Origin of the sequence: Sulfuricystis thermophila (assembly GCF_004323595.1) — a bacterium.
Classification (GTDB): domain Bacteria; phylum Pseudomonadota; class Gammaproteobacteria; order Burkholderiales; family Rhodocyclaceae; genus Sulfuricystis; species Sulfuricystis thermophila.
Window position 1 is genome coordinate 379,415 of record NZ_AP019373.1, and the last position, 21,749, is coordinate 401,163.

Annotated in this window: 26 protein-coding genes; 11 read left to right on the forward strand and 15 right to left on the reverse strand. The window is 63.8% G+C overall.

The window, feature by feature from the left end; all coding sequences use genetic code 11:
- Nucleotides 1-80: 80 nt before the first annotated feature.
- A complete protein-coding gene (locus tag M52SOB_RS01965; RefSeq protein WP_131110328.1) occupies nucleotides 81-329 on the forward strand; it encodes a type II toxin-antitoxin system Phd/YefM family antitoxin in 249 nt (82 codons plus the stop codon).
- On the forward strand, nucleotides 326-712 hold the full coding sequence (locus tag M52SOB_RS01970; protein ID WP_131110329.1) for a type II toxin-antitoxin system VapC family toxin: 387 nt from the start codon (nucleotides 326-328) through the stop codon (nucleotides 710-712). The genes M52SOB_RS01965 and M52SOB_RS01970 overlap by 4 nt, the downstream gene beginning before the upstream one ends.
- 129 nt (nucleotides 713-841) lie before the next feature.
- Here the strand turns inward: M52SOB_RS01970 and M52SOB_RS01975 are convergent, their stop codons facing one another.
- The 5 genes from M52SOB_RS01975 to M52SOB_RS01995 all read right to left on the reverse strand — a co-directional run bounded on the left by M52SOB_RS01975 (nucleotide 842) and on the right by M52SOB_RS01995 (nucleotide 5,349).
- Nucleotides 842-1,267, reverse strand: a complete 426-nt coding sequence (locus tag M52SOB_RS01975; protein ID WP_131110330.1) for a type II secretion system protein — start codon at nucleotides 1,265-1,267, stop codon at nucleotides 842-844.
- A gap of 29 nt (nucleotides 1,268-1,296) precedes the next feature.
- Nucleotides 1,297-1,875 (reverse strand): type II secretion system protein, encoded by a 579-nt coding sequence (locus M52SOB_RS01980; RefSeq protein WP_131110331.1) that lies wholly within the window; start codon nucleotides 1,873-1,875, stop codon nucleotides 1,297-1,299.
- An 88-nt stretch (nucleotides 1,876-1,963) separates the two neighbouring features.
- The gene (locus M52SOB_RS01985) at nucleotides 1,964-2,413 is read right to left on the reverse strand and encodes a hypothetical protein (RefSeq protein WP_131110332.1); all 450 of its coding nucleotides are present in this window, start codon (nucleotides 2,411-2,413) and stop codon (nucleotides 1,964-1,966) included.
- Nucleotides 2,410-3,639: a type II secretion system F family protein gene (locus tag M52SOB_RS01990; RefSeq protein ID WP_131110333.1), complete on the reverse strand. Its 1,230-nt coding sequence runs from the start codon at nucleotides 3,637-3,639 to the stop codon at nucleotides 2,410-2,412. The genes M52SOB_RS01985 and M52SOB_RS01990 overlap by 4 nt, the downstream gene beginning before the upstream one ends.
- A 3-nt stretch (nucleotides 3,640-3,642) precedes the next feature.
- Complete coding sequence (locus M52SOB_RS01995; protein WP_131110334.1) at nucleotides 3,643-5,349, reverse strand: GspE/PulE family protein; 1,707 nt, start codon at nucleotides 5,347-5,349, stop codon at nucleotides 3,643-3,645.
- Between the two features lie 51 nt (nucleotides 5,350-5,400).
- Here M52SOB_RS01995 and M52SOB_RS02000 point away from each other — a divergent pair, with 51 nt between their 5' ends.
- Entirely contained in the window at nucleotides 5,401-5,865 is a 465-nt protein-coding gene (locus M52SOB_RS02000; RefSeq protein ID WP_131110335.1) for a tRNA (cytidine(34)-2'-O)-methyltransferase, read from the forward strand.
- Between the two features lie 186 nt (nucleotides 5,866-6,051).
- Here M52SOB_RS02000 and M52SOB_RS02005 read toward each other — a convergent pair whose 3' ends face one another.
- The 6 genes from M52SOB_RS02005 to M52SOB_RS02030 are packed head-to-tail and all read right to left on the reverse strand — an operon-like array spanning nucleotide 6,052 to nucleotide 9,012.
- Nucleotides 6,052-7,032, reverse strand: a complete 981-nt coding sequence (locus M52SOB_RS02005; protein WP_131110336.1) for an NAD(P)H-dependent glycerol-3-phosphate dehydrogenase — start codon at nucleotides 7,030-7,032, stop codon at nucleotides 6,052-6,054.
- Nucleotides 7,032-7,469, reverse strand: a complete 438-nt coding sequence (locus tag M52SOB_RS02010; protein WP_131110337.1) for an SH3 domain-containing protein — start codon at nucleotides 7,467-7,469, stop codon at nucleotides 7,032-7,034. Before M52SOB_RS02010 ends, M52SOB_RS02005 begins: the two co-directional genes overlap by 1 nt.
- A complete protein-coding gene (secB, locus tag M52SOB_RS02015) occupies nucleotides 7,466-7,945 on the reverse strand; it encodes a protein-export chaperone SecB (protein WP_131110338.1) in 480 nt (159 codons plus the stop codon). Before secB ends, M52SOB_RS02010 begins: the two co-directional genes overlap by 4 nt.
- Before the next feature lie 21 nt (nucleotides 7,946-7,966).
- Nucleotides 7,967-8,227, reverse strand: a complete 261-nt coding sequence (gene grxC, locus M52SOB_RS02020; protein WP_131110339.1) for a glutaredoxin 3 — start codon at nucleotides 8,225-8,227, stop codon at nucleotides 7,967-7,969.
- Nucleotides 8,228-8,237: 10 nt separating this feature from the next.
- Nucleotides 8,238-8,645 carry a rhodanese-like domain-containing protein gene (locus tag M52SOB_RS02025; RefSeq protein ID WP_131110340.1) on the reverse strand — a complete coding sequence of 136 codons (408 nt, stop codon included), beginning with the start codon at nucleotides 8,643-8,645 and terminating at the stop codon, nucleotides 8,238-8,240.
- A 37-nt stretch (nucleotides 8,646-8,682) separates the two neighbouring features.
- Nucleotides 8,683-9,012 (reverse strand): ArsR/SmtB family transcription factor, encoded by a 330-nt coding sequence (locus tag M52SOB_RS02030; protein WP_131110341.1) that lies wholly within the window; start codon nucleotides 9,010-9,012, stop codon nucleotides 8,683-8,685.
- Between the two features lie 126 nt (nucleotides 9,013-9,138).
- Here M52SOB_RS02030 and gpmA point away from each other — a divergent pair, with 126 nt between their 5' ends.
- Genes gpmA through M52SOB_RS02055 form a run of 5 tightly spaced genes read left to right on the forward strand, consistent with a single transcriptional unit; the run spans nucleotide 9,139 to nucleotide 13,783 of the window.
- Nucleotides 9,139-9,888 (forward strand): 2,3-diphosphoglycerate-dependent phosphoglycerate mutase, encoded by a 750-nt coding sequence (gene gpmA / locus M52SOB_RS02035; protein ID WP_131110342.1) that lies wholly within the window; start codon nucleotides 9,139-9,141, stop codon nucleotides 9,886-9,888.
- Entirely contained in the window at nucleotides 9,885-11,093 is a 1,209-nt protein-coding gene (locus M52SOB_RS02040; RefSeq protein WP_131110343.1) for a murein hydrolase activator EnvC family protein, read from the forward strand. The genes gpmA and M52SOB_RS02040 overlap by 4 nt, the downstream gene beginning before the upstream one ends.
- Nucleotides 11,094-11,133: 40 nt before the next feature.
- Nucleotides 11,134-12,552 (forward strand): S41 family peptidase, encoded by a 1,419-nt coding sequence (locus M52SOB_RS02045; RefSeq protein ID WP_131110344.1) that lies wholly within the window; start codon nucleotides 11,134-11,136, stop codon nucleotides 12,550-12,552.
- Complete coding sequence (locus tag M52SOB_RS02050) at nucleotides 12,549-13,013, forward strand: hypothetical protein (RefSeq protein ID WP_131110345.1); 465 nt, start codon at nucleotides 12,549-12,551, stop codon at nucleotides 13,011-13,013. The genes M52SOB_RS02045 and M52SOB_RS02050 overlap by 4 nt, the downstream gene beginning before the upstream one ends.
- A gap of 8 nt (nucleotides 13,014-13,021) precedes the next feature.
- A complete protein-coding gene (locus tag M52SOB_RS02055; RefSeq protein ID WP_131112391.1) occupies nucleotides 13,022-13,783 on the forward strand; it encodes a HesA/MoeB/ThiF family protein in 762 nt (253 codons plus the stop codon).
- Here M52SOB_RS02055 and ribD read toward each other — a convergent pair.
- Genes ribD through M52SOB_RS02075 form a run of 4 tightly spaced genes read right to left on the reverse strand, consistent with a single transcriptional unit; the run spans nucleotide 13,761 to nucleotide 17,295 of the window.
- Nucleotides 13,761-14,879, reverse strand: coding sequence for a bifunctional diaminohydroxyphosphoribosylaminopyrimidine deaminase/5-amino-6-(5-phosphoribosylamino)uracil reductase RibD (gene ribD, locus M52SOB_RS02060; protein WP_284155164.1), 1,119 nt, complete (start codon nucleotides 14,877-14,879; stop codon nucleotides 13,761-13,763). The genes M52SOB_RS02055 and ribD overlap by 23 nt on opposite strands.
- 26 nt (nucleotides 14,880-14,905) lie before the next feature.
- Nucleotides 14,906-15,379: a transcriptional regulator NrdR gene (gene nrdR / locus M52SOB_RS02065; RefSeq protein WP_131110347.1), complete on the reverse strand. Its 474-nt coding sequence runs from the start codon at nucleotides 15,377-15,379 to the stop codon at nucleotides 14,906-14,908.
- Nucleotides 15,380-15,382: 3 nt separating this feature from the next.
- Nucleotides 15,383-16,627 (reverse strand): serine hydroxymethyltransferase, encoded by a 1,245-nt coding sequence (glyA, locus tag M52SOB_RS02070; RefSeq protein WP_131110348.1) that lies wholly within the window; start codon nucleotides 16,625-16,627, stop codon nucleotides 15,383-15,385.
- Nucleotides 16,628-16,671: 44 nt separating this feature from the next.
- The gene (locus M52SOB_RS02075; protein WP_131110349.1) at nucleotides 16,672-17,295 is read right to left on the reverse strand and encodes a histidine phosphatase family protein; all 624 of its coding nucleotides are present in this window, start codon (nucleotides 17,293-17,295) and stop codon (nucleotides 16,672-16,674) included.
- Between the two features lie 167 nt (nucleotides 17,296-17,462).
- Between M52SOB_RS02075 and M52SOB_RS02080 the strand changes: the two genes are divergently transcribed.
- The 3 genes from M52SOB_RS02080 to M52SOB_RS02095 all read left to right on the forward strand — a co-directional run bounded on the left by M52SOB_RS02080 (nucleotide 17,463) and on the right by M52SOB_RS02095 (nucleotide 21,648).
- Complete coding sequence (locus M52SOB_RS02080) at nucleotides 17,463-18,113, forward strand: TRAP transporter small permease subunit (RefSeq protein ID WP_131110350.1); 651 nt, start codon at nucleotides 17,463-17,465, stop codon at nucleotides 18,111-18,113.
- Complete coding sequence (locus tag M52SOB_RS02085; protein ID WP_131110351.1) at nucleotides 18,110-19,837, forward strand: TRAP transporter large permease; 1,728 nt, start codon at nucleotides 18,110-18,112, stop codon at nucleotides 19,835-19,837. The genes M52SOB_RS02080 and M52SOB_RS02085 overlap by 4 nt, the downstream gene beginning before the upstream one ends.
- An 857-nt stretch (nucleotides 19,838-20,694) precedes the next feature.
- Nucleotides 20,695-21,648 (forward strand): group II intron reverse transcriptase/maturase, encoded by a 954-nt coding sequence (locus M52SOB_RS02095; protein WP_284155260.1) that lies wholly within the window; start codon nucleotides 20,695-20,697, stop codon nucleotides 21,646-21,648.
- Nucleotides 21,649-21,749 lie beyond the last annotated feature (101 nt).

Here is a 21,749-nt window from a genome sequence, read left to right on the forward strand (position 1 = left end):
GCTTTTCGGCACGGCTCATCGAGCTGATTCGTGGTTTCAATCTGGTAAACTAACCTGACTTGGTTCAAAAGGAGCTCACCATGCTTACCGTCAATATCCACGAGGCAAAAACACAGCTATCGCGTCTGGTCGAACGGGCAGCGCAAGGAGAGGCTTTCATCATCGCCAAGGCTGGCAAACCGAAGGTGAAGGTCGTGCCACTCGACGAGGGGGCGGCAGGTACGGCGCAACGGCTCGGCTTCATGGCGGGCGAACTTGCCGTGCCTGATGATTTCGATTGCATGGGCGGTGAGGAAATCGAAAGCTTGTTCTCCGGGCGTGCGGGATGAACCTCCTGCTCGATACCCATCTGTTGCTCTGGGCAGCGGGCGAGCCTGGGCGCTTATCGAAAAAGGCGCGCGGTTTGCTGCTCGATCCCGGTAACCGCCTGTTTTTCAGCGCAGCCAGCCTGTGGGAAATCGCGATCAAGCGCGGACTCGGCCGGGAAGACTTCAAGGTCGATGCGCGCCGCCTGTGGCGCATGCTGCTGGCCAACGGTTATCTCGAACTGGCGGTGAGGAGCGAACATGCCCTGATCGCGGGCGACTTGCCCAATCTGCACAAAGATCCCTTCGACCGCATCCTCGTCGCGCAGGCGCGGGTAGAGGGCCTGACATTGCTCACGGTCGACAAGGCCGTGGCGCAATACGGCGTAGCCGTCCTGAAGTTGTAGAAATAAAATAGCCTTGAATCGCTCCGGGATGCCGCCTTGCCAGCGCAGCGCGTCAGGAAACGTTACAACCTGCGAAAACAAAACGGCCCGGAGTTCCCGGGCCGCTCGATGTCGGAAAGGTGGATCCGGTCAGCTCGTACAAATGACCGTCACCGGGAATCCGGCAGTGGTTCTTCCGCGCGCATGGGCGACCATACAGGCGGTTGTGTTGGTGCCGCCCGCACCGGCGGGGTTGGCACAGGTAATGACGTTGGTTGGTGTAACGATGCTGATGTCGTTTGGCAGGGCGCCGCCTGACAACAGCGCGGGTAGTGCGGCACAGGTCGTCGTTCCGCTGATGATATTTGTTCCCCGTGCACCATTGCTAGCAATGAACTGGGCATAATTCAGCGACGTCGCCGAAGACAGTGCGCCAGCCGTTCCTTGTGCGGCGCCATCTCCCGCTTCACCAGCGAGATCGACGAATCTCGGCAAAGCCACCGCCGCGAGGATGCCAAGGATGACGATGACGACGATCAGTTCGATCAGGGTGAAGCCAGTTTGGGTTTTTTTCATCGTGGGTTCTCCAGTTAGTGAGTGTTCGCTCAGCAACCCGTGGTGGTGACGATGCTCACCGCCGGGGCGGCGCCGGCTGCCGCGGGTGAGGTGTAGGTGAAGGAGCAGGTGGCATTGACCTGCGCACCGGCACCACCGGTCGTGCCGGGGCCGCCGATCACCGAGATCGTGGTCGTTGAGCCTGCGACCGACGCCCCGAAGCCTTCGGCATTCAATTGGGCGAGCGTCGGCGAGAAGGTCGACACCAGGCCCGCCGCACCGATGATGCCGGGAGTAGCTGCACCCAGAGCAACTCCGCCAGACGGATAGCCGTTGGCCAGCTGCACCAGGCCGTTTTCGGTGCACAACGTGCCATTGAGGGCATTGGTGGCCGTGCCGCCGCCGCCGGGACAGGCAGCCGTGTCGGCGGCACCGCCGCGCGACAGATAGGCAGCGTGCACGATCGCCGCGGCTGCATTCACCGCGCCGCGCGCCGCCTGCAGCTTGGCGATGCGTGCGTCGCGCTGCAGCGAGACGAATTTCGGCAGGGCGATCGCGGCGAGGACGCCGATGATGGTGATCACGATCACCAGTTCGATCAGGGTGAAACCGCTGTGGCGTTTTTTCATGCTTTCTTCCTCAAGATTGCGCAGATCCCGCGGCAATGCTACTGCAAAGATTGCGGTGCATTTTTGCGAGTTACGGCAAGTTCCCGCCTCACTTGAGGGGTTCGATCCCGATGCCGGTCGTACGGCCGGCGCCATCGCGGATCGGCGCCAGACGCCAGGCGAGTTCGTCGCGGTCTGCGAAGGCGACAGGCTGTCTCGGACGGTAGTGGAGGGTGTGCGTGGCCGGATCGTAGCGCCAGCGGGGTGCCGCCTCGCCAGCGCCGACTTTGGATGGTGCGGCGCCGAGCCATTCCAGCGGGTCGGCATCGAGCAGCGCACCGATGCCCGCTTCCTCGCCACGGATCACCTTCTCGCTGATCGCCAGCCGCAGCCCCATGCGCAGATTGCGCAGGGCCAACTCGACTTCCAGCCGCTCGGCCTCGCGTTCGAGCTCGTTCAGCCGGTCGAGCAGCACCGCGGCGAGGATGCCGATCAGACCCACGACGACGGCAAATTCGAATTTGCTCAGGCCGCGTTGGCGTGCGAAAACGGCGCTCACTTCTTGATCGCCACCTTGCCGAGATCCCACAGCGGCAGGAACACGCCGAGCGCGAGGATCAGCACCATGATGCCGAGCAGCACGATGAGGATCGGTTCGATCTGTTGCGCCAGGGTCTTCAGTTCGTATTCGACCTCGTTCTGATACATGCCGGAGATCTCGTCCATCATCTCGTCGAGCGCGCCGGATTCCTCGCCCACCGCGATCATCTGCAGCACCACCGGCGTGAAGATGCCGGCGCCGATCGCCGCGCGCAGCACGGAATCGCCATGCTCGATCGCGGTGCGCATGTTCTCGATCTTCTCGGCAATGAAGTCGTTGTCCACGGTCTGGGCGACATTGGAAAGCGCCTGGATCACCGGTACACCGGAGCGCATCGCCAATGCGAAGCTACGGGCGAAGCGCGCCAGCGTGGCCTTCCTGACGATCTTGCCGGCGATCGGCAGCTTGAGCTTGATCTGGTCCCACCGGTAGCGGCCGCGCCGCGTGCCCATCCAGGCCCGGAAGCCGCCGGCGAGAGCCGCCAAACCGATCAGCAGTGCCGGCCACCAGCCGACGACGAAGTTCGACACGCCGATCAACAGCCGCGTCAAAAGCGGCAGCTCGGCGCCGAAGCCCTCGAAAATCTTGGCGAAGGCCGGAATCACCCAGATGTTGACGACGGCCATCGCGACGACCATCGCGAGCACCACGAAACTCGGATAGCGCAGCGCCGAACGGACCTGCTCGCGCATGAAACGCTCGAACGCCAGATGATCGAACAGGCGCAGAAAGATTTCCTCGAGCCGGCCGGTCATCTCGCCGACGCGTACCATCGCGAGATAGAAGGGGGTGAACACCGTCGGATGGCGCGCCAGCGCCAGCGACAGCTCGCGGCCCGAGTCGAGGCTTTCGCGCACTTCTTTGAGCAGCGTTTTCATGGCCGGGTTGGCGCTCGATTCCTGCAGGCCCGCCAGTGCCCGCATGATCGGCACGCCCGCCTTGAGCAGCGTGTAGATCTGGCGCGTAAAGAGCAGGGTGTCGATGTGGCCGATCTTCGGCTTGAACAACTTGAAACCCGTGTCGGACACCGTCAGCCCCGCCGCTGCAGGTGCCGCGCGGATTTCGGTGGGCGTGATGCCACTGCCGAACAGCATGTCGGCGATGGCGCCGGCATTCGCGCCTTCGAGCACGCCGGTGACGATTTCTCCAGCGCCGTTGCGACCGCGGTAGGTGAAGGCGGGCATCGCTTATTCGTCCAGTTGAGTGGCGACGCGCATCGCTTCCTCGATCGTGGTGCGGCCTTCGGTGACCAGGCGCACCGCGTCGCGGCGCAGTGTCTCGCCGGCCATCTGCTCACGGCCGAGGCGCATGAAGTCGGCAGGGTCGCCATGATTGGCGGCCTCGACCAGGGCATTGGTCATTTCGAGGAATTCATAGACGGCCTGGCGGCCCTGATAGCCGCTGTTGCCGCAGTGGATACAGCCGCGACCGCGGACATAGCGGAAATCATCGACACGGTCGCCGAGTTCGTAGCGCAGCCATTCGCGCTCGTGCGGTTCGGGCTGGTAGGGGGCGCTGCAGTTCGGGCAGACCACGCGTACTAGCCGCTGCGCCAGCACCAGCTGGATCGACAACGCCACCATGTAATTCGGCACCCCCATGTCTAGCAGGCGAATCGGCGTGGACAGCGCATCGTTGGTGTGCAGCGTCGAGAGCACCAGGTGACCGGTCATCGCAGCGCGCATGCCGATCTCGGCGGTTTCCTGGTCGCGCATCTCGCCGACCAGGATGATGTCCGGGTCATGACGCAACGCGGTGCGCAGCACCCGCGAGAAGGTCAAATCGATCTTCTCATGCACCTGCACCTGATTCAGCCCCGGCAGGCGGTATTCGACCGGGTCTTCGACCGTGATGATCTTTTTCTCCGGGCTGTTGAGCTCGTTCAAGGCGGCATAGAGCGTCGTCGTCTTGCCCGAGCCGGTCGGGCCGGTGACCAGTACGATGCCCGACGGGCGGTGGATCGCATGGCGGAAGCGCGCCAGCACGCGCGGTGGCATGGCCAACTTGTCGAGATGCAGCAAGCCGGTGTCCTGGGACAGCAGACGCATCACCACCGCCTCACCATACTGGGTCGGCATCGTCGCGATGCGCACGTCGATGCTCGCCCCGCGCACCTTGATGTTGAAGCGGCCATCCTGCGGCAGGCGCTTTTCCGAAATGTCCAGTCCCGACATGAGCTTCAGGCGCAGCACCACCGCCGACGCGATCTTGACGTCGGCCTCGGTCTGCACGTGCAGCACGCCATCGATGCGGAAGCGGATGACCAGCGACTTTTCCTGCGGTTCGACATGGATGTCAGAAGCTTTCAGTTTGTGGGCTTCCTCGAACACCGTCTGCAACAGGCGCACCACGGGGGCGTCCTCGGCGCCTGGCGCAGTGCCGAACAATGCGCCGAACTCGACCGGGATGTCGCCCAGTTCCTGGGTCAGATCTTTGGCCAGCCCGGCGATTTCCTCAGTGCGGCGGTAGACGCGATCCAGCAGCGGCAGCAATTGCCCTTCGGCGACCACGGCCAGATCGATATCACGACGCAACAGGCGGGCGATCTCGTCGAAGGCATTGAGATCCGTCGGATCGGACATGCCGACGCGCAACAGGCCGTTCTTTTCGTCCAGCACCAGCGCGCGGAAACGGCGCGCCTGCGCTTCCGGCAACAGCTTGACGAGTTCCGGTCTGGGCTGGAAATCGCGCAGATCGACATACTCGGCGCCGAGCTGTCGTGCCAGCGCGCGGGCGATGGCCTCTTCAGTGACCAGGCCGGTATCGACGATCACCCGCCCCAGCTTGCGGCCGGTGATCTGCTGTTCCTTCAGCGCGCGATCGAGTTCATCTGGGGTCAACAAGCCCTGCTTGATCAGCAGGTCGCCGAGGCGGATCTTTTCAGGTCTGGCCATGAGGGTCGGATCGTTCGATAAACTGCGACCTCCTACCATGCCACAGCCGCGATGTTCCAGATCGTTCTATATCAGCCGGAAATTCCGCCCAATACCGGCAATGTGATCCGGCTGGCGGCGAATGCCGGCTGCCGTTTGCATCTGGTCGAACCGCTCGGTTTCTCGGTTTCGGATGCCGCAATGCGGCGGGCGGGACTCGACTATGCCGAATTCGCCGAGGTACGCGTGCATCCAGACTGGGCGGCTTGCCTTACCGCGCTCGGCCCGGTGCGTTGCTTCGCTTTCAGCACCAAAGGCGAGACGCGTTACGACACGGTGGCCTACCGGCCGGGCGATGCGCTCGTCTTCGGTCCGGAGACGCGCGGCCTGCCGCACGAGCTGCTGAAATCGTTACCGCCGGAGCGGCGCTTGCGGCTGCCGCTGAGGCCGGGCAACCGCAGCCTCAATCTTTCCAATACCGTGGCGATCGCCGTCTATGAGGCCTGGCGACAGCAGGGGTTTACCGGCGGCTGCTGAGAGCTTGTGAAAAATTCTGCTGCGCGGCCTGCTGGCTGCGTTGCGCGGTGCTCGCTCCCTCGCCTAACTCCATGTTATGTCTCGGTCGCTCCGCTCCGTGCGCCTTGCCATCAGCCTGCTCGCGACGAATTTTTTTCACAAGCTCTGAGCGGTGCCGTCCCGCCAGCGCCGAGTTTCGCAGGGGTTTCACTCATGTTTGGGATCTCGGTTCATCAGCCGCTCCACCGCGTCGGCTGGAGACAGCCGGCCGTCGAGCACGTCGCAGACGGTCGCGGTGATCGGCATTTCCACGCCGATCGCTGCGGCGCGGCGGGCGACTTCATGGGCGGTATGCACGCCTTCGGCGACATGGCCGAGCTCACGCTGGATTCTTTCCAGCGGTTGGCCGCTGGCGAGCGCCAGGCCTAACTGCCGGTTGCGTGACAGATCGCCGGTGCAGGTGAGGATCAGATCGCCCAGGCCGGACAGCCCCATGAAGGTCTCCGCCCGCGCGCCGAGCGCGACGCCGAAACGGGTGATCTCGGCCAGGCCGCGCGTCATCAGCGCGGCGCGAGCGTTCAGCCCCAGGCCGAGGCCGTCGCAGATGCCGGTGGCGATGGCGATGACATTCTTCACCGCGCCGCCGACCTCGACGCCGATCAGATCGTCGTTGGCATAGACACGCAACCGCGAGCTGTTCAGCGCCAAGGCGGTGCGTTCGGCGAAACCGCTGTCCTTTGACGCCAGCGTCACTGCGGTGGGGAGACTGCGTGCCACTTCCGCGGCGAAACTCGGGCCGCTCAAGGCGCCGCAGCGTGCCTGCGCGTGAACGGCGGCGACGACCTGATGCGGCAGCAGGCCGCTGCCGGCCTCCAGCCCCTTGCAGACCCAGAGGAAGGGCAACTCTGGCCGAGCAGAGGCAAGGCGGGCGGCGGCATCGCGCAGCCCGGCCATCGGCGTGGCGATCAGGGCCAGTTCGGCGGCGGCGACCGTCGCGGCGAAATCCGCGCTGACGGCGATTGTCTCGGGGAAGGGGAAGCCAGGGAGGTAGCGGACGTTTTCGCGGGCCGCGTTCATCGCGGCGACGTGCTTGGCACGCCAGCTCCACAGGCTCACCGTATGGCGGTGCGCGAACGAGAGCGCCAGCGCGGTGCCCCAGGCGCCGGCGCCGAGAACCGCAATTTTCATCAGAGCCCCCAGACCTGGCTGGCTTTCACGAAGCCGGTCTCGCCATCGCGATGGTGCACCTTCACCCAGCCGGGCGGACCGGCGTCGAGGTATTCCAGCAACACGTCGCTCTCGGCTTCGAACACCAGCCGGGCGGTGTCGCTGGCCTCACTGCGTACTTGGGCGCCGCCAGTGCGCACTTGCAGCATGCGGCGATCAGAGAGCTGACGGCGTTCGATCCAGGCCAGATCGCCCTTCATGTCGCGCACCTTGGACCAGGCGTCGAGACTGACGACGACTTCCACCGGCGTGCCCGGGGCGATCACGAAAAGCGGTTTGGCCTTTTGCGACGGGGCATCGAACAATACCGCGGCCTCAGTGACCGAGCGATAGTCGAGTCCCCAGGCGAGGGCGGGGGCGACGAAGAGCGCGAGCCAGGCGATGCCGCGCACCGTCACTGGATCGGCACCTCGTGGGGTCCGCGCGCTTCCGCCTGGGCCTGCTGTTGCTCGAGGCGCTGGCGATAGATGGCCTCGAAATTCACCGGGGCGAGCAGCACGGGCGGGAAGCCGGCGCGGGTGATCGCGTCGGAAATCGTTTCGCGCGCATACGGAAACAGGATGTTCGGGCAGGCGACGGCGATGATCGGTTCGAGCTCCTCGTCCGGCACGTTGCGGATTTGGAAGATGCCGGCCTGGGCCGCCTCGACGAGGAATTGCGTCTTCTCGCCGATCTTGGCGCTCACCGTCAACGTCAGCACGACGTTGAACACGCCATCGCCGACGGCCTCGCCGCCGGTCTGCATCTGCAGACTGACCTGCGCCTGCTCGCGCTCAAGAAAACAGTGCGGAGCGTTCGGGACTTCGACCGACAGATCCTTGACGTAGATCTTCTCGATACTGAAAACCGGGGCGTTGCTGTCTTGTTCGTTCATGATGGTCCCATCGCAAAGTGATCAATGACCGAGCAGGGGGTCGAGCTTACCCTGCCGGTCGAGTTCGTGAAGGTCGTCGCAGCCGCCGACATGCCGGCCGTCGATGAAGATCTGCGGCACGGTGCGCGCGCCGGGTACCCGCGCTTCCATTTCCTGACGTTTGGCCGGATCGAGGTCGACGCGGATCTTTTCGATGTCGGTCACCCCCTTGCGCCGGAGCAGCGCCTCGGCGCGTACGCAGTAAGGGCAGACGGCGGTGGCATACATTTCGACCTTGGCCATGAGGGCTCCCTTATTTTTTGCTCACCGGCAGGCCGGCGTCGATCCAGGCGCGCATGCCGCCGGCCAGATTGAAAACTTGCGGAAACCCCGCCTTCTGCAGCATCCGGGCGGCGGAACTGGAGCGGTTGCCGCTGGCGCAGACGAGAATCACGGGCTTGTCCTTGGTTTTCTCGATCTCGACGATGTGTTTGCCGAACTGGCTGAGCGGGATGTGGCGCGCCGCCGGAATATGACCCGCCGACCATTCGGCCGTCTCGCGCACATCGACGACGAGTGCATCCTGCCGGTTGATCAACAAGGTCGCCTCGGCGACCGAAACGTTCTTGCCGCCACTGCCCTTGACCGTCTGCCAGAGCAGCATGCCACCGCTCACTGCAGCGAGGGTGACCCACATCAGATTCTGCTGGATGAACTCCATTGACTCTTCTGCACTTCCTGAAAAAAAACGAGACCGCTCAGGCGGTCGGACTGACGCCGCAGAATACCTCGCGCATCATGCCGATCAGCTGCAGGGTGCGCTGGTCGGCGACGCGATAGTAAACCCGGTTGGCGTCCTTGCGCGTGGAGAGGATGCCCTTGTCGCGCAGGATGGCCAGATGCTGGGAAATGTTGCTCTGCGAAGTGCCGACGGCTTCGACGATCTCCTGCACGCAGACTTCCCGGTCGCCGACGACACAGAGGATCTTCAACCGCAGTGGATGGGAGATCGATTTCAGCGCCCGCGCGGCGATCATGATTTGATCATGACGGCTGGCGAGGTCGTCGATGGTGGGGTGAGGATTCATGGCTCGACAGTGGGAAGCAAGGTGAGTCGCGTCGGAGAAACTCGGCGGCAAATGGACAGGGCGCGATCATACTTCGATTAAAATCCTCTGTCGATTCTCCTCTGACCACCTTTTCCCTTTCCGATCATGTACAAACTCGTATTGCTGCGCCACGGCGAATCCACCTGGAACCAGGAAAACCGCTTCACCGGCTGGACCGATGTCGGTCTGACCGAGAAAGGCATCGCCGAGGCGAAGGCTGCTGGCCAGCTGCTGAAGGCGCAAGGTTTCGATTTCGACATCGCCTACACCTCGATGCTCAAGCGGGCGATCAAGACGCTGTGGATCGTGCTCGAGGAAATGGACCGCATGTGGCTGCCGGTGGTCAATTCCTGGCGGCTCAACGAGCGGCATTACGGCGCTTTGCAGGGGCTCAACAAGGCCGAGACGGCCGCCAAGTTCGGCGAGGAACAGGTGAAGCTCTGGCGGCGTTCCTACGATGTCCGGCCGCCGGCGCTGGACAAGAACGACCCGCGCTACGACGTGCATGATCCGCGTTACGCGAACCTCGCCCCGGGGCTTTACCCGGCGGCGGAATGTCTGAAAGACACGGTCGAACGCTTCCTGCCGATCTGGTTCGACAGCATCGCGCCGGCGGTCAAGTCCGGCAAGCGCGTGCTCGTCACCGCGCATGGCAACAGCCTGCGGGCGCTGATCAAGTATCTCGACAACATCTCCGACCAGGACATCGTCAATCTCAACGTGCCCACCGGCCAGCCGCTGGTGTATGAGTTCGATGCCGAACTCAGGCCGCTCACCAGCTATTATCTGGGTGACCCGGAAGCGGTCGCCGCCGCCCAGGCCGCCGTGGCAAATCAGGGCAAAGCCAAGGTTTGATCCGCACCTTCATCGCGGCGGTTTTCGCGGTTTCGAGCCTCCTTCCACCGCTGGCGTGGGGGGCAGGCGAACGCGAGAAAGCGAAACTCGACGCGGTGCGCGAGCAGCGTGCCGCGCTCGAGCGCCAACTGCGGGAAAAGGAGGCGGCGCGCGCCAGTGCTGCCGACCAGCTGCGTGAAATCGAGCGCGCGATCGCCGCCAGCGCTCGCAAGCTGCGCGCCCTGGGCGAGGAACGCGCCGCAGCGCGCAGCGAGCTCGCCAAGCATGAGCGTGAGCTCAAGCGGCTTTCCGCCCAGACGGCCGCTCGCCAGGCCCAGCTCGCGATGCTCTTGCGCCACCAGTTCCGGCCCCAGGAGACCGATGCGTTGGCAATGTGGCTCGCCGGCGACGATCCGAACGAAGCTGCGCGCGATCGCTATTTCCTGGCCCAGCTCGCCCGCGCGAAAGCCGAATTGATCGATCAGTTGCGCGAGGATGCGGCCGAAACCCGGCGACTCGCCGAGCTGGTCCGCCAACGCAATGTCCAGCTCACCGAGCTTGCCAGACGCGAAGAGGTGGAGCGCGCCACGCTGAGCAAGCAGCAGCACGAGCGCCAGGCCCTGCTGGCGAAACTTTCCAGCCAGATCCAGGCGCAGCGGCGCACGATCGAGACCTTGAAGCAGGACGAGCGGCGGCTGGCCGATCTGCTCGCCTCGCTGGCGAAAAAGAAGACACCGGCGCGTCCGTCCAAAGTGCCAGCGGGCAAAACCCCGAGTGCTTCTCCTGCGGCCCCGACGCTCAGCACCGAGCCAGCCAATGCGAGCGGAGCTTTCACCCGGCTGCGCGGCCGGCTGCCCTGGCCGGTCAAGGGCAGCGTCGCCGCGCGCTTCGGCACTCCTCGCGAGGAAGGCCGATTGCTCTGGAAAGGGCTGTTCATCCGCGCGCCGGAAGGTGCCGACGTGCGCGCCGTTGCCGACGGCGTGGTGGTATTCGCCGACTGGCTGCGCGGCTATGGCAACCTCTTGATCATCGACCATGATGATGGCTTCCTGTCGATCTACGGCAACAACCAGACCCTGCTCGCCGAGGTCGGTCAGAAGGTGAGTGCCGGCAAGCCGGTGGCCACCGTCGGCGCCAGTGGGGGCTTGCCGGAATCGGGTTTATACTTTGAGCTCAGGCATAGAGGGCAGGCATTCGATCCCGGCAAATGGCTTGCCGGACCGTGAAGCCGTCCGAGGGTCGCCATCACCACACGGGTAATTCCATATGCGTAGCAAACTGCAGCAATTCGGCCTCGTGCTCGTCGGACTGATCGCCGGCGTCGCCCTGAGTCTCAATTTTTCCGCGATCGCACAAAAAGGCGGCGATGCGCCGCTGCCGGTCGAAGAGTTGAAGAGCTTCGCCGATGTCTTCAACGCCATCAAGCAGGGCTATGTCGAGCCAGTCGAGGACAAGACGCTGATCCGCCATGCGATCTCTGGCATGCTGGCGAACCTCGATCCGCATTCTGCCTATCTCGACGAGGAAGCCTTCAAAGACTTGCAGGTGTCTACCCAGGGCGAATTCGGCGGCTTGGGGATCGAGGTCGGCATGGAGGACGGCCTCGTCAAGGTGATCGCCCCGATCGAGGACACGCCCGCGTATCGCGCCGGAGTCAAGGCCGGCGATTTGATCTTCAAGCTCGACGACACGCCGGTGAAGGGCATGACGCTGGGTGAGGCGGTGAAGAAGATGCGCGGCAAGCCGAAGACCTCGATCCGCCTCTCCATCCTGCGCCAGGGCGAGACCAAGCCGCTCGAGATCACCATCGTGCGCGACGTGATCAAGGTACAAAGCGTCAAGTCGAAGCTGATCGAGCCGGGTTACGGCTATATGCGCATCACCCAGTTTCAGGAAGAAACCGTCGCCGATCTGGTGAAACATTTCGAGCGACTCGTCAAGGCCGATGCCGACGCGAAAGGCACCGGTCTGAAGGGGCTGGTGCTCGATTTGCGCAACGACCCGGGCGGGCTGCTCCATTCCGCGATCGGCGTCTCCGCCGCCTTCTTGCCGCCCGGTAGCACGGTCGTCACCACCGACGGGCGGGTCGAGGATGCCAAGCGCAAATACAGCGCCACCGCCGAGGATTATCTGCGTGGCAACCGCGAGGATCCGCTGAAGAAACTCCCCGCGATTGCGAAGAGCGTGCCGCTGATCGTGCTGGTCAATGCCGGCTCGGCTTCCGCTTCCGAAATCGTTGCCGGCGCGCTGCAGGATCACAAGCGCGCGATCGTGATGGGCACCCAGACCTTCGGCAAAGGCTCGGTGCAGACGGTGCTGCCGCTTTCCGGCAAGACGGCGATCAAGCTGACCACGGCGCGCTATTACACGCCGAATGGCCGCTCGATCCAGGCCAAGGGTATCGAGCCGGACATCGTCGTCGAGGAATCGCCCAATGGCGGCTCGCGCGAGCGGTTGCGCGAAGCCGATCTCGAACGCCATCTCGTCAACGACAAGGAAGGCAAAGACGCGGAGAAACCCGCCGCGCCGAAGAAGGACAAAGCCGACAAGCCCGACAAGAACGGCAAGACCGATGCCGACAAGGATGAAGCGCAAGCCAAACCTTTCGAGCTGGCCTCGAAGAACGACTACCAGCTCACGCAGGCGCTCAATCTGCTCAAGGCCCTGAACGTCATCAAAAAATGAATCCGGAACGCGCCCGCCAACTGCGAGACCAGGAGCGCGGCATCCAGCGGCCGCACCCGCTGGCGCCGCAGGCGGGCACGAGGAAGCATCGCGAGATCCGCTTCAACAAGGTCAAGCACTGGCAGATTCCCGAGGCCTTCGCCCTGCTCGAAAGCCTGCCCGGTCTCGAAGTGGCGCCGGGCACCCAGCCCAACGGCATCTCGGTCTGGTACGAAATCACCGACCACTGCATGGAAGCGCTCGAACAACTGCTCGTCGACCGCGGCTTCCATCTCGACAATTCGCTGTATTGCAAGCTGATCCGCGCTCTGGTGTATTTTTCCGAGGAGACCCAGCGGCGCAATCTCGGCCAACCCGAGCGGCTGATCAAGAAGTCGCACGAAGTCTATTCACAGGCCTGGGAGCACCATCCCCATGGCGATCATGACGATACGCCACCGGAATTGCGCGAGTACAAGTGACCGATCATCTGGATGACGAGGCGCTGCTGCGCTACAGCCGCCATATCCTGCTGCCCCAGGTCGGCATCGAGGGGCAGGAGCGGCTCATCGATGCCCGCGCGCTGGTGCTCGGCGCCGGGGGGCTGGGCTCGCCGGCCGCGCTGTATTTGGCCTCTGCCGGCATCGGCACGCTGGCGCTTGCCGACGGCGACACCGTCGATCTGACCAATCTGCAACGCCAGATCCTGCACCGTACGGCCTCGATCGGCAAACCAAAAGTGCTCTCGGGGGCCGCGACGCTTGCCGAAATCAACCCTGGCTGCCGAGTCATTCCGTTGCAAGAGCGGCTTGCCGGCGCGCGGCTGGAAGAGGAGGTCGCGGCCGCCGACGTGGTGCTCGACTGCTCGGACAACTTCGCTACCCGCCACGCGGCGAACCGCGCCTGCGTCAAATACCGCAAACCGCTCGTCTCCGGTGCGGCGATCCGCTTCGATGGCCAAATCGCGGTGTTCGACACGCGGCGCGACGATGCGCCCTGCTATCACTGCCTGTTTCCGGAAGCGGAGGAGGTCGAGGAGGTCCGCTGCGCGGTGATGGGCGTGTTCGCACCGATCACCGGCATCGTCGGCGCGATGCAGGCCGCGGAGGCGCTCAAACTCGTGATCGGCTGCGGCGAACCGCTTGCCGGTCGACTGCTGCTGCTCGACGGATTGGCGATGGAATGGCGCTCGATTGCCGTGCCGCGCGATCCGGCCTGCGCCGTCTGTGCTACGCGAAACGCGCGCGGATGAAAAAGTCGGCGCTGACGCAACGGCACTCGACGATCTGCAAACGCTTCGCTGCGGAAAGCTCGGTGAGATGGGCGAAATCGGCCATGCCGCGTGCGGCATCGCCCAACAGCAGCGGCGCCTGGTAGATCAGCAGTTCATCGACCAGCCCTTCGCGCAACAGTGAACCGTTGAGTTTCAGACCGGCCTCGGCCATCACTTCGTTGATGCCGCGGCGGCCGAGCTCCTGCATCAAGGCGGCCAGGTCGACCTTGCCCTGGGCATTCGGCAACACGACGACTTCCGCGCCCAGTGCGGCAAGCCGCGCAGCTTTTGCGGCATTCTCGACCGCACAGGCGATCAGGCAATGGCCGCTTTCGAGGATCGCTGCGCCGGGTGAGATTTCGAGCCGGCTGTCGACGACGACTTTGAGCGGCTGGCGGGGCGTGTCGATGTCGCGCACCGTCAGACGCGGATCGTCGTCTTTCACGGTGCCGATGCCGGTGAGCAGCGCGCACGAGCGTGCGCGCCAGCCGTGCGCGTGACGGCGCGCGTCCGGCCCGGTGATCCATTGCGAGGTGCCGTTGGCGAGCGCGGTCTTGCCGTCGAGACTCATCGCCACCTTGAGCCGCAACCACGGCCGGCCGCGTGTCATGCGGCTGATAAAGCCGATGTTGAGTTCGCGCGCCTCGTCTGCCAGCAGGCCGCAGGCGACCTCGATGCCGGCTGCGCGCAGCTTTTCCAGCCCCTGGCCGGCGACCAGCGGGTTCGGGTCCTGCATCGCGGCGACGACGCGCGAGACACCCGCCTCGATCAGCGCATCGGCGCAGGGGGGGGTGCGGCCATGATGCGAGCAGGGTTCGAGCGTGACATAGGCCGTCGCACCGCGTGCCGTCCCGCCAGCGCCGACTTTTCGATGTGAGTCGGCGCCCGGCGGGACGTCCTGATTTCCGCCAGCGCCGACTTTGCGTAGCGCGACGATCTCGGCGTGCGGCCCGCCGGCCTTCTCGTGCCAGCCTTCGCCGAGGATCGTGCCGTCCCTGACCAGCACGCAGCCGACGCGCGGATTGGGCGTGGTGGTGTAAAGGCCGCGCGCCGCGAGTTGCAGCGCGCGAGCCATGAAAGCATGGTCGGCGGCCGTGAAGTTCACTTGCTGCTGGAACGACGCCGTGGGGTCTTCACCTCGCGGATCGCTTCGGAAAACTCGTCGACGTCCTCGAAGTTGCGATATACCGAGGCGAAGCGGATGTAGGCCACCTTGTCGAGTTTCTTCAGTTCGCGCATCACCAGCTCGCCGATGCGATCGGAAGCCACTTCGCGCGCGGCCATCTGCACGAGCTTTTCCTCGATGCGGTCGAGCGCGGCCTCCACGCTCTCCGAGCTGACCGGGCGCTTCCTCAACGCGAGCATCATGCTCGACTTGAGTTTCTCGCGATCGTATTCGACGCGACTGCCGTTCTTTTTGACGACCAGCGGCAATTGCAGCTCGACACGCTCGTAGGTGGTGAAGCGCTTCTCACAGGCGAGGCAACGCCGACGCCGGCGCACGGTGTCGCCTTCCTCGTTCTCACGCGTGTCGACGACCTGGGTATTGTCCTCGTTGCAGTAAGGACAGCGCATCGCTCAGCCGTAAACCGGGAACTTCCTGCACAAGGCGGCGACTTCGTTGCGTACGCGCTCGATCACCGCCTCGTCATTGGGCGCGTCGAGCACGTCGGCGATCAGGTTCGCTACTTCTTCGGCCTCGATTTCGGTGAAGCCGCGCGTCGTCATCGCCGGCGTGCCGATGCGGATGCCGCTGGTGACGAAGGGCTTTTGCGGATCATTGGGGATCGCGTTCTTGTTCACCGTGATGTGCGCGCGGCCCAAGGCGGCCTCGGCATCCTTGCCAGTGATGTTCTTGGCGGTGAGGTCGACCAAAAAGACATGGCTCTCGGTGCGGCCCGAGACGATGCGCAAGCCGCGCTGCTTGAGGGCTTTCGCCATCACCTGGGCGTTTTCGATCACCTGCTCCTGATAGGCCTTGAACTCCTTGCTCATCGCCCCCTTGAAGGCCACCGCCTTGGCGGCGATCACATGCATCAGCGGCCCGCCCTGCAGCCCCGGGAAGATCGCCGAGTTGATCGCCTTCTCGTGCTCGGCCTTCATCAGAATCAAGCCGCCACGGGGGCCGCGCAGCGTCTTGTGCGTGGTCGAGGTGACCACGTCGGCGTGCGGCACCGGATTCGGGTAGAAGCCGGCGGCCACCAGCCCGGCATAGTGCGCCATGTCCACCATGAAGATCGCGCCGACCGCCTTGGCGATCTTCGCGAAACGCTCGAAATCGATCTTCAGCGCATAGGCCGAGGCGCCGGCGATGATCAGCTTCGGCTTGTGCTCATGGGCGAGCCGTTCGACCTGATCGTAGTCGATCGCTTCATCCTTGGTCAGTCCATAGGGAACGACGTTGAACCACTTGCCGGACATGTTGAGCGCCATGCCGTGGGTGAGATGGCCGCCTTCGGCGAGGCTCATGCCCATCACCGTGTCACCGGGCTTCAGAAAGGCCATGAACACCGCCTGATTGGCCTGCGAGCCGGAATTCGGCTGCACGTTGGCCGCTTCGGCGCCGAACAGCGCCTTGGCGCGGTCGATCGCCAGCTGCTCGACGATATCCACGTATTCGCAGCCGCCGTAATAGCGCTTGCCCGGATAACCTTCGGCGTACTTGTTGGTGAGCTGGGAGCCCTGGGCTTCCATTACCGCCCAGGAGACGTAGTTTTCCGAGGCGATCAGTTCGATGTGGTCTTCCTGCCGCTGGTTTTCCTGGCGGATGGCGGCATAGATTTCCGGGTCGATCTTGGCGAGGCTGTCTTGTTTCGAGAACATGGGGAATCCCGTCGGAGTGATCTTGAAGCACGAATTCTACCCGTTCAGAGTTCGTCGAGCGGCCTATCCAAATGCTCCCGCTCGGCCCAGGAAAGCAGGCTCCAGCAGCCGGCCTCGATCTCGATCCAGTTGATGCCGCAATTCGGGATGGCGAAATCGCGTGGCGCGACGAGCGGCCGGCCTGCGGCCTGCCGGTAGGCGATGTCGAGCACACCGCCATGGGTGAAGATGGCGATGCTTTCCTGCGGATGGCGTTCGACTACGGCTGCGAAAGCGACGGCGAGCCGGGCGGCGAAATCGAGCAGGCTTTCCCCGCCCTCGGGGACGAAACGCGGATCGCGCGTCTTGTGGCGCGCATAGGCGGCCGGATGGCGCGCCTCGCATTCCTCGTAGGTGAGCCCCTGGAAAATGCCGTAATGGCGCTCTCGAAACCCGGTATCGATGAGGAGCGGCAGGCGGGCGAGATGCGCGGTGGCTTCGGCGGTCTGGCGGGCGCGCGTGAGATCGCTGGTGTAGATCGCCGCGAAGCCCTCGTCCTTGAGCGCGTTGGCGGTGGCGCGCGCCTGGGCGTGGCCGAGTGCGGAGAGGGGAATGTCGAGCTGGCCCTGGATGCGGCGGCCGGCGTTCCAGTCGGTCTCACCGTGGCGGATCAGACAGAGGCGGGTCATGGTTTGGGAAGATCGGCAATGGTGGCCACCGCTTGCGGCTTTCCACAATCCGTTGGCCAGACGGGGCGCGAACCGTTAACATTCGGGACCATCGCGCTTGGACAGGGGCGGAAAGCTCGCATTGGGCTCCATTATCGCCCATGGCGCCGCCACGGAGGAGTAACCCAATGAACTTCTTGCTGCAATTGTCGCGGCTGATCGATCGCATCAACGAAGCGGTGGGTCGCGCGGCGATCTGGCTGATCCTGGTCGTAGTGCTGATCTCGGCCGGAAACGCCGTATCGCGCTTCGCCTTCAACATGAGCTCGAACGCGATGCTCGAGGTCCAGTGGTATCTGTTTTCGGCGATCTTCCTTGCCTGCGCCGCCTACGTGCTAAAGAAAAATGAGCACATCCGCATCGATGTCATCGCCGGGAGATTCTCCGAACGTGCGCAGAACTGGATCGACGTTTTCGGCATCCTCGTCTTTCTCTTGCCGATGGCGGTCTTGATCGCGTATCTATCCTGGCCGGTGTTCATGAACGCCTGGCATTCCGGCGAGGTGTCCGCCAACGCCGGTGGTCTGATCCGCTGGCCAGTGCGTTTACTGCTGCCGCTCGGCTTTGCGCTCTTGATTCTGCAAGCCGTCTCCGAACTCATCAAGCGCGTTGCCTTTCTTGCCGGCATCGCCCCCAACCCGCTCAAAAAAGCCGCGGGGCCGTCCGCCGAGGAGGAATTGGCGGCAGAAATCAGGAAGCATCAGGTCGCGCCCGAGGTCGCCGACATCGTGCACATGAACCATGAGATGATCGAGAACCCGCAAGGAGAGCAGAAGTGACGGAATTTTTCATCGCCAACATGGCGCCGATCATCTTCGCTTCGCTGGTCGTCTTCCTGCTGATCGGGTTTCCAGTCGCCTTCGCGCTCGCTGCCAACGGCATCATCTTCGGCCTGATCGGTATCGAGCTGGGTCTCTTCCATCCGGCTTTCTTCCAGGCGCTGCCGGAACGCATCTTCGGCGGCGTGATGAACAACGACACGCTCTTGGCCATCCCCTTCTTCACTTTCATGGGGCTGATCCTCGAGCGATCCGGCATGGCCGAGGATCTGCTCGAAACCATCGGCCAACTCTTCGGCCCGGTGCGCGGTGGACTGGCGATCGCGGTGATCTTCGTCGGTGCCATGCTCGCGGCGACGACCGGCGTCGTGGCCGCCTCGGTGATCTCGATGGGCCTCATCTCGCTGCCGATCATGTTGCGCTACGGCTACGACAGGCGGCTCGCCTCGGGCGTCATCGCCGCCTCGGGCACGTTGGCGCAGATCATCCCGCCCTCCCTGGTGCTCATCATCATCGCCGACCAGCTCGGCAAGTCGGTCGGCGACATGTACAAGGGCGCTTTCGTGCCGGGATTCGTGCTGACGGGGCTGTATCTCCTCTATGTGATCGGCATGGCGCTGATTTTCCCGAAATCGGCGCCGGCGCTGCCGCCCGATGCCCGCACCTTCCGGGAAGCGAACGGCCGTTCCGGTGCGCGCTCGTTGATCGTTCTGCTCGCGATGGCGACAGCGATCGCCGGGTGGTGGGCGTCGCGGCAGCCCGCGGAAAAGCATGTCGACGAGATCGTCGTCGTCAGCATGACGATCGCGATGGCGGTGGCGTTTGCCGCCGCCGCCATCAACCGTGCCTTGAAGCTAGGGCTGCTGTCGAAAATGGCCGAGCGGGTCACCTTCGTGCTGATTCCACCGCTGGCGCTGATCTTCCTGGTGCTCGGCACCATTTTCATCGGCGTGGCGACCCCCACCGAAGGCGGCGCGATGGGCGCCACCGGCGCGCTCGTCATGGCTTTGTCGAGAAAACGCTTAAATCTTTCCCTGCTCAAGCAGGCGATGGATTCGACGGCCAAGCTCACCACCTTCGTCGTCTTCATCCTGATCGGTGCGCGCGTCTTTTCGCTCACCTTTTACGGTGTCGACGGCCACAAATGGGTCGAGCACCTGCTCGCCAACTTGCCCGGCGGCGAGATCGGTTTCCTGATCGTCGTCAACATCCTCGTTTTCCTGCTCGCCTTCTTCCTCGACTTCTTCGAGCTCGCCTTCATCGTCATTCCTTTGCTGGCGCCGGCGGCAGAGGCGTTGGGTATCGATCTGATCTGGTTCGGTGTGGTGTTGGCCGTCAACATGCAAACCTCCTTCATGCACCCACCCTTTGGCTTTGCGCTCTTCTATCTGCGCTCGGTCGCGCCCAGTTCGCCTTACAAGGATCACGTCACCGGCCAGACGATGGCCCCGGTGACCACCGGGCAGATCTACTGGGGGGCGATCCCCTTCGTCGTCATCCAGATCATCATGGTCGCCCTGGTGATCGCCTTCCCCCAACTAGTGGGGCACGACAAGCCGGCTTATGTCGAGGGCGAGACGCCGATGATCGACATCCAGCAGATGCTCGACGAGGATGCGGCGGCCGATGCGGCGCGCGAGGCCGGGAAAGTCGGCGCCGGCGGGACGGCAAACGATGGCGACGCCATCACCAAGGCCTTGCGCGAATCCGAAGCGACGAAATAGTAGCCGGACTGCCTCTGGTGATATGCGGATGAAAAAAGCCCTGCGCACTGCGCAGGGCTTTTTTGCGTGCGCCCGGCACGGGCGCACTCTTGGAGGTGAAAGTCCTCCCGTAAGTTGATCACAGCGAACGAAGCGAAGCGCAACTGCATGAGGGTGACCGAGTGTGGGGAGGAAGCGTGGAGCGAAGCTGCGAGCCGATGGACAAGAACCGGATAGAAGGCGTTGCCGAGCAGGGCGAGCGGGCGCAATTCCGCGAAGCTCTCGTGATCAAGGCGAGGTGGCGTAAATCCGGCGGTTGTGCAGTGAAGGAGTGCGTTCTTACCCGGGGAGATCTCGCCTTGTGCCTGAAAGGGCGACGGTGATGAGCCGGAGCGAGAAGTCAGCAGAGGCCGTAGTAGCTGCCGGAAAGGGGCGAAGGGCCGAACGAGTAGAAGTGTTCGAGACCATGTCGATGTTGAACGCACTGCGTCAGAAGTCTGCGCCAGCAGAGCGGGCGGGCGTAGCGCACGGTGAAGCCGGGCGTGATCCTGTCAGCGACGAAGCGGACAACCCGCGACAAGACACCGAGAGCACAGGGTCAGCGCTGCTCGAAGCGGTGCTGACGAGAGAGAACCTGCAGCGGGCCTGGAAGCGGGTCAGAGCCAACAAAGGGGCCGCTGGCGTGGACGGTCTGGATATTGAACAGACGGCCCGTCATCTGGTCACGGCGTGGCCGAAGATTCGGGACCAACTGCTGCGGGGGACGTACCGGCCCAGTCCGGTACGACGGATCATGATCCCGAAGCCGGAGGGCGGCGAGCGTGAGCTCGGCATCCCGACGGTGACGGATCGGCTGAGGAAGCCAAGCATTGCTGCAAGTGCTGCAACCGATACTGGACCCGACATTCAGCGAGCACAGCTACGGCTTCCGACCGGGACGGCGAGCCCACGACGCGATCCTTGCGGCGCAGGGCTACATCCAATCCGGTCGGAGGATCGTGGTGGACGTTGATTTGGAGAAGTTCTTCGATCGCGTCAATCACGACATCCTCATAGACCGACTGCGCAAGCGCATCGACGACGCCGGGATCATCCGGCTGATCCGTGCGTACTTGAACAGCGGCATCATGAGCGATGGCGTGGTGCTGGAACGGTATCAGGGCACACCGCAAGGCGGGCCGCTGAGTCCGTTACTGGCGAACGTGATGCTCGATGAAGTGGATAAGGTGTTGGAAAAGCACGGTCATTGCTTCGCACGCTATGCTGATGACTGCAACGTGTATGTACGCAGCCAGAAGGCAGGCGAGCGGGTGATGGCGCTGCTGCGTCGGTGCTACGCCAAACTACAGCTCAAGGTCAACGAGGCCAAGAGCGCGGTGGCGAGCGTCAAGGGCAGAAAGTTTCTGGGATACAGCTTCTGGTTTGCCAAGGACGGGGTCAAGCGCAGGGTGGCTGACAAGCCGATGGCGGCGTTCAAGCAACGGGTGCGGCAACTGACCCGGCGCTCGGGCGGGCGCAGCATGGCGGAGGTCATCGACAAGCTGAAGCCTTATCTACTGGGTTGGAAAGCCTACTTCGGGATGGCGCAGACGCCAACAGTCTGGCGCACGCTGGACGAATGGCTACGCCACCGATTGCGGGCGATTCAACTCAAACAATGGCGGCGAGGAAGCACGATCTACCGGGAACTGACCAAACTGGGCGCGACTGAGCAGGTGGCAACGCGGGTGGCGCAGAACGCACGTTGTTGGTGGCGAAACAGCATGGGCGACATCCAACGGGTGCTGACCATTGCTTATTTCGACCAACTTGGCCTACCCCGACTCTCATGACCTCAACTGCTCGAACCGCCCGGTGCGGACCCGCATGCCGGGTGGTTTGGGAGGGGCTCGGTCAGGTATCCTGACCGCCCCTATCCCGATGTGCGGCCGGC

What these genes read in the sequence shown, in the direction of transcription:
- M52SOB_RS01965 (WP_131110328.1), top strand. Translation starts at nt 81, where the DNA reads ATGCTTACCGTCAATATCCACGAGGCAAAAACACAGCTATCGCGTCTG.
- M52SOB_RS01970 (WP_131110329.1), top strand. Translation starts at nt 326, where the DNA reads ATGAACCTCCTGCTCGATACCCATCTGTTGCTCTGGGCAGCGGGCGAG.
- M52SOB_RS01975 (WP_131110330.1), bottom strand. Translation starts at nt 1,267, where the DNA reads ATGAAAAAAACCCAAACTGGCTTCACCCTGATCGAACTGATCGTCGTC.
- M52SOB_RS01980 (WP_131110331.1), bottom strand. Translation starts at nt 1,875, where the DNA reads ATGAAAAAACGCCACAGCGGTTTCACCCTGATCGAACTGGTGATCGTG.
- M52SOB_RS01990 (WP_131110333.1), bottom strand. Translation starts at nt 3,639, where the DNA reads ATGCCCGCCTTCACCTACCGCGGTCGCAACGGCGCTGGAGAAATCGTC.
- M52SOB_RS01995 (WP_131110334.1), bottom strand. Translation starts at nt 5,349, where the DNA reads ATGGCCAGACCTGAAAAGATCCGCCTCGGCGACCTGCTGATCAAGCAG.
- M52SOB_RS02000 (WP_131110335.1), top strand. Translation starts at nt 5,401, where the DNA reads ATGTTCCAGATCGTTCTATATCAGCCGGAAATTCCGCCCAATACCGGC.
- M52SOB_RS02005 (WP_131110336.1), bottom strand. Translation starts at nt 7,032, where the DNA reads ATGAAAATTGCGGTTCTCGGCGCCGGCGCCTGGGGCACCGCGCTGGCG.
- secB (WP_131110338.1), bottom strand. Translation starts at nt 7,945, where the DNA reads ATGAACGAACAAGACAGCAACGCCCCGGTTTTCAGTATCGAGAAGATC.
- grxC (WP_131110339.1), bottom strand. Translation starts at nt 8,227, where the DNA reads ATGGCCAAGGTCGAAATGTATGCCACCGCCGTCTGCCCTTACTGCGTA.
- M52SOB_RS02025 (WP_131110340.1), bottom strand. Translation starts at nt 8,645, where the DNA reads ATGGAGTTCATCCAGCAGAATCTGATGTGGGTCACCCTCGCTGCAGTG.
- M52SOB_RS02030 (WP_131110341.1), bottom strand. Translation starts at nt 9,012, where the DNA reads ATGAATCCTCACCCCACCATCGACGACCTCGCCAGCCGTCATGATCAA.
- gpmA (WP_131110342.1), top strand. Translation starts at nt 9,139, where the DNA reads ATGTACAAACTCGTATTGCTGCGCCACGGCGAATCCACCTGGAACCAG.
- M52SOB_RS02045 (WP_131110344.1), top strand. Translation starts at nt 11,134, where the DNA reads ATGCGTAGCAAACTGCAGCAATTCGGCCTCGTGCTCGTCGGACTGATC.
- M52SOB_RS02050 (WP_131110345.1), top strand. Translation starts at nt 12,549, where the DNA reads ATGAATCCGGAACGCGCCCGCCAACTGCGAGACCAGGAGCGCGGCATC.
- ribD (WP_284155164.1), bottom strand. Translation starts at nt 14,879, where the DNA reads ATGGCTCGCGCGCTGCAACTCGCGGCGCGCGGCCTTTACACCACCACG.
- nrdR (WP_131110347.1), bottom strand. Translation starts at nt 15,379, where the DNA reads ATGCGCTGTCCTTACTGCAACGAGGACAATACCCAGGTCGTCGACACG.
- glyA (WP_131110348.1), bottom strand. Translation starts at nt 16,627, where the DNA reads ATGTTCTCGAAACAAGACAGCCTCGCCAAGATCGACCCGGAAATCTAT.
- M52SOB_RS02075 (WP_131110349.1), bottom strand. Translation starts at nt 17,295, where the DNA reads ATGACCCGCCTCTGTCTGATCCGCCACGGTGAGACCGACTGGAACGCC.
- M52SOB_RS02080 (WP_131110350.1), top strand. Translation starts at nt 17,463, where the DNA reads ATGAACTTCTTGCTGCAATTGTCGCGGCTGATCGATCGCATCAACGAA.